Raw genomic sequence first — 8063 nt, 5'->3', positions numbered from 1 at the left:
TTATCATTTTCGTTATTTAGGTCATATATGGTAAATATGACTTATCTTTTTTGGGAGTCTGTGTCTGTATTCCATGCTACATAAGCTTTTCAGCTGGCTTGTCCCCCTGTCAGGACCTAACCTTGTCTGTCTTCTCGTATTCCACATCGAGAGCTAGAGCGAGATATTGCTAAGGAGTATTCTGCTATCTAGCTCTCTATTACTGTTTAGGATAGATTGTTCCTCTCCCTCTTACCAGTCACACGATCTAGGTCACTTATTTGGTGTAACTCATTTAAGGGACGTTGTACCAATTTCAATAGTCGTGACTGACATCTGCAAGTGCAATTCTTTTCTCAGAGCGAAATTGCGCCTGAGAATAATCAACTAAGTCTCTCATTACTTTGGCAAAATGATATTAGACTTCCTGTAAAAAATTTAAAAACCTCTGGTTGAGTCAGCATTGTCCGAGTCAGCCGTCAAAAGGAAAAAATACAGATCAAAGAGTTTTTGAACTGACAGAAACCTTATTTATCGGACAAAATGCCTGAATTTACTAAACCGAGAAGTCTCCTCTCTCCTGAATCGGTAAGAAGTCTTTGTTTTGGGTCGTCGGTCGTCAATACCAAATCAGGTTACACTTCATCGACCCGAAGGTTAATGCGGATGGAGGGACTCGAACCCACACATCAAAGACACTAGAACCTAAATCTAGCGCGTCTACCAATTCCGCCACATCCGCAAATGTATCACCGTATTTGATCATAGCATAAGATACTATAGGAAAGATAAAATTTTTTATTCTTAATAATTTTATGCTCTTAGGTTTTGTCTTTCAGTCTCCCGGCCCCGTCCTCTGGGAGATCGGACCGATTCCGGTGCTCGGACCGATTTCGGTGCGCTGGTATGGATTTCTCATCGCTATGGCGGTATTATTGGGTGTCACCCTCTCCCAGTACCTAGCTCAAAAAAGAGCGATCAATCCCGATTTAATCGCTGATTTGGCCATTTGGTTAGTAGTGGGGGCCATACCTGCAGCCCGTCTGTACTATGTTCTCTTTCAGTGGCAAGAATACGCGCAAAATCCTGCTGATATTATCGCCATTTGGAAGGGAGGTATCGCTATTCACGGGGCAATTATCGGGGGTTTGCTGGCGTCCCTAATTTTTGCTCGCATTAATCGGGTTTCTCTTTGGCAATTACTTGATCTGGTGGCCCCTTCAGTTATTCTCGGTCAAGCGATTGGACGTTGGGGTAACTTTTTTAATTCGGAAGCTTTTGGCAGTCCGACTAATTTACCTTGGAAGTTGTTTATTCCTCCCGCTAGTCGTCCTTTAGAATATATCGCCGTCGATTATTTTCACCCCACCTTTCTCTACGAATCTCTCTGGAATCTGGCAGTTTTTGCCCTACTCATCTATCTATTTTTCTGGGGTTTAAAACAGCCCAGTAAATTAAAAATTGGCACCCTTACCCTAGTCTATTTTATCGCCTACAGTCTAGGTAGATTCTGGATTGAGGGACTACGCACCGATAGTTTAATGTTTGGGCTTTTGAAAATGGCGCAAATAATTAGTTTAGGAGCGATCGCTGTCGGTCTTTTCGGTTTATTCTGGTTATATAAACTGCAGCGTCCTTTACCTGATGTGGTGGCGACCGTCAGTTATAATCAAAAGTTACCCTAGCTAACCCTGACAATGGATCTAGTAACGATTTTTCAACAGGTTTTAAACGGTTTATCGATCGGTAGTGTCTATGCTATTTTTGCCCTCGGTTACACTTTGATTTTTTCCATTTTAGGGATTATCAATTTTGCCCATGGCGCAATTTTTACCCTCGGTGCCTATTTTACCTACGCTCTAGCGGGGGGAGTTTTCGGTTTTAATGGTTTATTGGCTAATGCCAAATTACCCTTTTCCCTGCCCTTTTTTTTGGCACTTTTGCTCGGCTGTATCCTTTCAGGTTTCACCTCGGTTCTTCTGGAAAGATTGGCCTTTAAACCTCTCCGGGTAAGGGGTTCCGATTCCCTCTTAACCTTGGTTTCTAGCCTAGGGGCAGCCGTGGTGATTGTCAATGTCATTCAATACTTATTCGGGGCAGAAATTTATACTTTTCCCGATGGTATTTATGGCAATCTTCCCCCCGCAATTAATTTCGGTACAGCCGATCGCCCCGTGGCAATTCGCACAATTCAGATTATTATTTTTCTGGTTTCAGCAGTTATGGTGGCTTTGCTAACTTATTGGGTTAATTTCACCAAAATGGGCAAAGCTTTACAAGCGGTAGCTGAAGATGTCACCACGGCCAGTTTGTTGGGGATCAATCCCGAAAAATTTATCGTGATTACCTTTTTTATTAGTGGTGCCTTGGCAGGTTTAGCAGGAACTTTAGTCGGTTCTAGTGTTAGTATCGCTGGCCCCTATTTCGGTATTGCTTTCGGATTAAAAGGTTTAGGAGTGATTGTTTTAGGGGGATTGGGAAGTATCCCCGGAGCAGTAATCGGTGGTTTATTATTGGGTATTGCCGAAGCTTTTGTTCCCGCAGAATATTCCGGTTATCGAGAGGCGATCGCTTTTGCTATTCTCTTTATTATGTTGTTAGTTCGTCCCCAGGGTTTACTAGGCAGAAAGTTAATTCAAAAAGTCTAATTCGGTTTAATTGTCTGCGAGAAAAACTGTTTTTCCCGACAAAGAAGATTGATAGGCAGCGTATGCCACTTCTAGGGCATAAAGACTGGCTTGGGGAGTAACATAAAGAGGAGACCGATCGAACAGATAATCTAGCACCATGGCGGTATCTTTGGCAAAAAGACCGCGACGGGTTTCCACTTCTAAAGCTTGGCTACCTTCACTATTAATTAACTGCCCTGTTTCCCCTTCAAAAATTAAGCTGCCCCCCTCGCCATGAATAGTGAAAGTTCGCTCATTTTGCCAAAAAACTTCGCCTTTACCGTAGGTAACTTCAGCAATTAAGCCATTTTTAAATAATAACTGCGCCTCACACAAACAGGCCAGAAAATAATCGGATTCCGGGGCATTCCAATAACGACAATGACAGGATACGGACTCCACTTCTCCAAATAAATTAGTAAAGCGATGGATACGAGAAAGGGCAGCGATCAAAGGAAAACCGAATAAATCCCGATGAAATGTCCAGCGCCGGGGTGCCGGTCTGCCGGGGGCGATCGTGGTATAACGGGCCAGGTGGATATTGCCGAGGCTGGCTAAATACTGCTGTTGGGTTTGATGCAGTCCCCCCAAAAGTTCAATATGTTCGACGTGCAGTAATTTGTTCTCGGTTTCGGCTAAGGTGATTAATTCTTCCGCCTCTTTCGGGTGAAAAGCTAGGGGATACTCGACGATAACGTGCTTACCGGATTTTAAGGCAGTACGGGCGATCGAGGCATGGGCCTGATTAACATTGGCAACGACAATCAGATCGAGATCGGGATGGCTGGCCAGGCTTACTGCCGAATCTAGGGCAGAAATTTGGTATTTTTGCGAGAAATTAGCGATCGATTCGGCACTATTACCGCTAACATACAGAAGCTGGGCGCGATCATCCGCTTGCAAGCTTTCAGCGCGACGTTGAGCGGCGAACCCTGTCCCAACTATACCAATTTTCAGGGGATGATTAGAAGTCATCGGGGGCATTCTGGCGACATTAATTATCGGGAAGTGGGGTGTGGGGTGTAGGGAGAATAAATAAAAATAATCTCCTGACTCCTGAATTCTGCCTTTCCTAGCTTTATCTTGGCAATTAACTGATCTATTATCTCAAAAATAGCACTCTAAAAGATGTGGGAGGGTGAATTCAAATTTTTAATGGACAACGCCAATTTTTTGCTCCTGTTTAGGCCCCAGATCTTCTAAACCGCGATCGGTTGTCGGGGAGCATGACGACTAGGGGAAACCACCACGGGAGTTGGCGACACTGTACAGGTTAATTCTAGAGACTGTTCTAAACTAACCACCCGATTGAGTTGTTGCCATTCAGTACTAAAAGGAGGCATCGCTAAAGCGCAGGCTTTCCAATGAGCTTCGACGGGAACATCTAGTTGTTGACAAGTGCCACCGCGCCGACCTTGGGTTTGATAGTATCGGCAGTATCGACAGGAAGAGGTAAGAAAGTTTGCGGCTTGCATGGGTTGGCTTTAAAAGGAAGATGATTATAGGGAACTCAAGGGATGACTCTCTTTTCGCTCTGTGTAATATTGTCCTACCCTGTGCCAAGGGTATTTTCCTGACTACCACAGCTAGAACTGATATGCCATATAGTTTTTAGTGATCCCCAAAAAAAATTTTATTTTTAGAATCTTTTAATAGTTACTTTGCAAAAAGCAGCACTGTCTCAAAACTGAAGAGTTCAACTCAGTTGTGGCCGAGGTTATTGGGTCTAGTATCAGCAATAACAAAGCGGGGATCAAGCCTTAGCTCGATAGAATTGATGAATACAGGTTCAATTAAGACAGAAAAGATCGGCCAATTGATTGCTGACTCAAAACCACTCTTTCCACAATACTATAAAAAAATTGCATCTTTTACCCCGCCCGACTGGGCAAAACAAAAAGCACAACATTGCCAACGCTCAAGCTCTCCGGAGGGACTGGGAGACTGACAACGAGGGCAAATTGGCCAGGATCGGGTTCTATGACGTATTTTCTGGCTCCAAGTCTCTAAAATGTCCGGTTGCTGGGGATTTTCTGGCGGTTTTTCCGGGGTGACATAGCTAGGATGATCTCTGAGGGAATTAGGCGCGATCGCTTCTAGCGGAATTAACTGACTATCCTGCTGCCAACGGGCAGCAGAAAAGCGGATATCGCTCAAGGGAGTCTCTAACTGACTATTAAGCCGTTTTAATAAGCTATAGCGTTGTAAAGACAATTCCTGGGCTAAAGCGGCACTACTGGTAGCCACCGATAAAACCCCGCGATTGAGGGAAAAAGGCCGGGTTTGCTCCAGCAGACGGGGATTAATAATTTTTGGCCATAATTGCAGCACTTGATCATAGTGGCGATATTCTTCCCAACCCTCCTGTTGAGTAATAGCCGCCAAAATTTTGGCAAGAGAATGTAAAGACATAGGGAAAATCTAGAGAATACCACGTTAGACTAGGACGAAAAAACCTGCTAACTTTTCAGCATAACCTTATAATACCGTCATGAAATCCGATCGATCCCCATCCCCCCAAGATTCCCCTCTCTCGATCGTTCATCAACCCAGTTCAGCCATCGATCCCGCTCGGGAACCAGAATACCTAGAAGCTGCTGTCATTAACGTCTATCCCCAAGCTGAAGATCTCTTTTTTACCCCTTGGGGTATCCGGGCAATGGTGATCTTTTTAATTGCTAATAGTCTCCTCAGTCTCAATCAATGGTTAACCAATACTACCCCCACCCCGAGGAAAACTGAGAATTCCCCCCTCGAGCAGCGCCAAAATAACTCCCGCCACCTCGATCGATTGATAGCGATCGCTCGTCCGGTACAGAAAACTCCTCAAACCAGTCCGATCGTTAATATTCCCGCTCCTCCGGTTAAAACTAGCCCGATCGCTAACATTCCCGCCCCACCAGTGGTTCAGAGTCCCCCCACCGCTATCAATCTGACTAATGCCCTCTTACCCCCGAATCCGCCACCATCCCCAATGCCGGCCCATCAATTACCCGTCAGTAAGATCAAGCAATCTTTACCCGTCGCCCCCCCGGACCCCAGTACCCCTCCAGCATCTTCCCTAGTTTCCGCACCACCACCGCCACCGCCCCAAGTCACCCCCGCCCCCTCGACCGCGATCATTAACGAACGAATGTTGGAGGAATTGCGTCAAAGAGAAGAATCACCCGCTAATTTACCCTTTTTTCAACGGGAAAAAGCCCGTCGCTTGGCCAATCAAAACCGACAGGAGGCGGTGGAGTTAATGAAACAGTTACCGCCAGAATTACAAGCATCCCCTTCTCCCAGTAGTCCGGCACCTTCAGAAACAGCCGATCCCTCCCAGTCCCCCGTCCCTAGTTCTATCATTATTGATAGGAGCGGCACTTCGGTAAACTATTAGGGTTCCTATCGGGAGGACGGCAATGGGTTTGTTTGATCGCATGGGCCAAGCAATTCGCGCCCAAGTCAATAGTCTGATTCAGGAAAATCAAGATCCCGAAAAACTGCTGGAAAAGGCGATCTTGGCGATGGAAGGGGAATTGATGCAAATGCGACAAGCCCTGGCGGCAGCCGTCGCTACCCAGAAACGTACCGAGCGCCAACGACAACAACAGGAAAAAGCGGCCCAAACTTGGCACGAACGCGCCCAATTAGCCCTACATCACGGTAACGAGGAACTCGCCCGCCAAGCTCTCAGCCAATGGCAAACCTATCAAAGTCAGATCGCCCCCCTACAAACCTCCCTGCAACAACAGACGGCTATTATACAAAAGTTAAAGAAAGAACTCTTGACAATTGAACGCAAATATGCTGAGATGAAAGCACAGAAAAGCCTTTATCTGGCCAGATTGCGATCGGCGAGTGCCAGTCAAAAAGCCCAAGAAATTATGGGCAGTTTGAACAGCAGTCAGATGGGGACTATTTTCGAGAAATTAGAAGCAAAAGTCCTAGAAGCCGAATCCCAAGCCGATTTAATCCAGTATAAAGACCCCTTAGAGCGACAATTCCAAGATTTGGAGGGACAAAAACAAATTGAAGCGGAATTACTCAAGTTAAAACAAGAAAACTTGGATGGGTAATGTGGGAAGTGGGGTGTAGGGTGTGGGGTGTGGGGTGTGGGGTGTAGGGTGTGGGGTGTGGGGAGAAAAAAGCTGTCTCCTGACTCTTGACTCCTAACTCCTATCCCCTATCCTAGCTCTCGTGGTTTATATTAGAGAATAAGCCGTTAGGCAAGATAGGAAATTTTAAGAACAGTTAACTGATTTAGTACACACCGAGAGGAACAAGAGCGTCATGGGTTTATTCGATCGCCTTAGCCGAGTTGTCCGAGCTAACCTCAATGATATGGTGAGCAAGGCTGAAGATCCAGAAAAAATGCTGGAACAAGCTGTCAGTGATATGCAAGAGGATCTAGTACAGGTACGTCAAGCGGTCGCTAGAGCGATCGCCGAACAGCGACAAACGGAACAAAAATACAGCAAAGACCAGTCAGAAGCCAATAAATGGGAACAAAGAGCCAAATTAGCCCTTTCTAAAGGGGATGAAACTCTCGCCCGGGAAGCTCTTAAACGCAAGAAAGATTTCACGGAAACCGCCGCCATTCTCAAAAATCAACTGGATCAGCAAACGGTACAGGTAGAAAGTCTGAGAAAAAACTTGATTGCGCTCGAAAGTAAGATTTCTGAGGCAAAAACCAAGAAAAATATGTTAGTAGCTCGCTCCAGAGCCGCAAAAGCTAACGAAGAACTCCAAAAAACCCTCGGCAGTATCGATACCAGTAGTTCCATGTCCGCTTTTGAGCGCATGGAAGAAAAAGTTGTGCAGATAGAAGCCCGTAGTCAAGCGATCGGTGAATTGGGTGGCATCGGCATCGAAAATCAATTCGCTGCACTAGAATCGGGTAGCGATGTGGATGATGAATTAGCACTGCTAAAAGCACAAATGTCCGGGGGAGCATTACCTGGTACAGCTTCTAGTCAACCCACTTTACCCCAAGCAACCACCGTCAGGGATTCGGCAGTGGATGCGGAATTAGAGGAATTGCGATCGAAGTTAAAAGAACTGTAAAACTTTGAGAGCGTCGAGACGTACCATCTACGGTACGTCTCTATTTATTAACCCACATTCCGCACCCTCAACTGTCACCTAAGCTGTCCCCCTCCAGAAACTTGAGTAAAAATACTTAGCTGGTGAGGGTTTTCTCGGTGGCCGCTAGGGGGGTCTTGAGACCCCTAATTATGAAAAAATAGGAATTGTTGGAAAACTTAGGCGAGTGGACTGTTCGACCATGAATCATACTAAATCCGTTGGGCAGGGCTAGTAGAGCATCAATTTTGTTTTGAGGGATAAAAAAAGAGCTAATCTGGAAGAAGTTATCCAACTTCAGACAAAAAAATGCCGAAGAAAAAATATATTGTAGATCTAACAGACTCC

At 45.6% G+C, this 8063-nt stretch carries 8 protein-coding genes and 1 tRNA gene; 5 read left to right on the top strand and 4 right to left on the bottom strand.

Annotated features, from left to right (window positions below):
* Positions 1-640 precede the first annotated feature (640 nt).
* A tRNA-Leu gene (locus H6G48_RS10250) sits at positions 641-721 on the bottom strand.
* A gap of 73 nt (positions 722-794) precedes the next feature.
* Between H6G48_RS10250 and lgt the strand changes: the two genes are divergently transcribed.
* Together lgt and H6G48_RS10240 are read left to right on the top strand one after the other, a co-directional pair.
* Positions 795-1664, top strand: coding sequence for a prolipoprotein diacylglyceryl transferase (lgt, locus tag H6G48_RS10245; protein WP_190721474.1), 870 nt, complete (start codon positions 795-797; stop codon positions 1662-1664).
* Between the two features lie 12 nt (positions 1665-1676).
* The gene (locus H6G48_RS10240) at positions 1677-2627 is read left to right on the top strand and encodes a branched-chain amino acid ABC transporter permease (protein ID WP_002757675.1); all 951 of its coding nucleotides are present in this window, start codon (positions 1677-1679) and stop codon (positions 2625-2627) included.
* A gap of 6 nt (positions 2628-2633) precedes the next feature.
* On the opposite strand, the gene H6G48_RS10235 is transcribed toward H6G48_RS10240, so the two are convergent.
* The 3 genes from H6G48_RS10235 to H6G48_RS10225 all read right to left on the bottom strand — a co-directional run bounded on the left by H6G48_RS10235 (position 2634) and on the right by H6G48_RS10225 (position 5060).
* Entirely contained in the window at positions 2634-3632 is a 999-nt protein-coding gene (locus tag H6G48_RS10235) for a Gfo/Idh/MocA family protein (RefSeq protein ID WP_190721473.1), read from the bottom strand.
* Between the two features lie 215 nt (positions 3633-3847).
* Positions 3848-4123, bottom strand: a complete 276-nt coding sequence (locus H6G48_RS10230) for a hypothetical protein (RefSeq protein WP_045356513.1) — start codon at positions 4121-4123, stop codon at positions 3848-3850.
* 376 nt (positions 4124-4499) lie between these two features.
* Positions 4500-5060, bottom strand: coding sequence for a DciA family protein (locus tag H6G48_RS10225; protein WP_190721472.1), 561 nt, complete (start codon positions 5058-5060; stop codon positions 4500-4502).
* 79 nt (positions 5061-5139) lie between these two features.
* On the opposite strand from H6G48_RS10225, the gene H6G48_RS10220 reads away from it, so the two are divergent.
* The 3 genes from H6G48_RS10220 (at position 5140) to H6G48_RS10210 (ending at position 7697) form a co-directional block, all read left to right on the top strand.
* Positions 5140-6030, top strand: a complete 891-nt coding sequence (locus tag H6G48_RS10220; protein WP_190721471.1) for a hypothetical protein — start codon at positions 5140-5142, stop codon at positions 6028-6030.
* A gap of 22 nt (positions 6031-6052) precedes the next feature.
* Positions 6053-6709, top strand: a complete 657-nt coding sequence (locus H6G48_RS10215; RefSeq protein ID WP_190721470.1) for a PspA/IM30 family protein — start codon at positions 6053-6055, stop codon at positions 6707-6709.
* A gap of 214 nt (positions 6710-6923) precedes the next feature.
* On the top strand, positions 6924-7697 hold the full coding sequence (locus H6G48_RS10210) for a PspA/IM30 family protein (RefSeq protein ID WP_190721468.1): 774 nt from the start codon (positions 6924-6926) through the stop codon (positions 7695-7697).
* Positions 7698-8063 lie beyond the last annotated feature (366 nt).

Source organism: Microcystis flos-aquae FACHB-1344 (assembly GCF_014698375.1).
GTDB lineage: Bacteria > Cyanobacteriota > Cyanobacteriia > Cyanobacteriales > Microcystaceae > Microcystis > Microcystis aeruginosa.
Note: the sequence above shows the minus strand (reverse complement) of the source record. Positions and strands in the feature narration are given on the sequence as shown.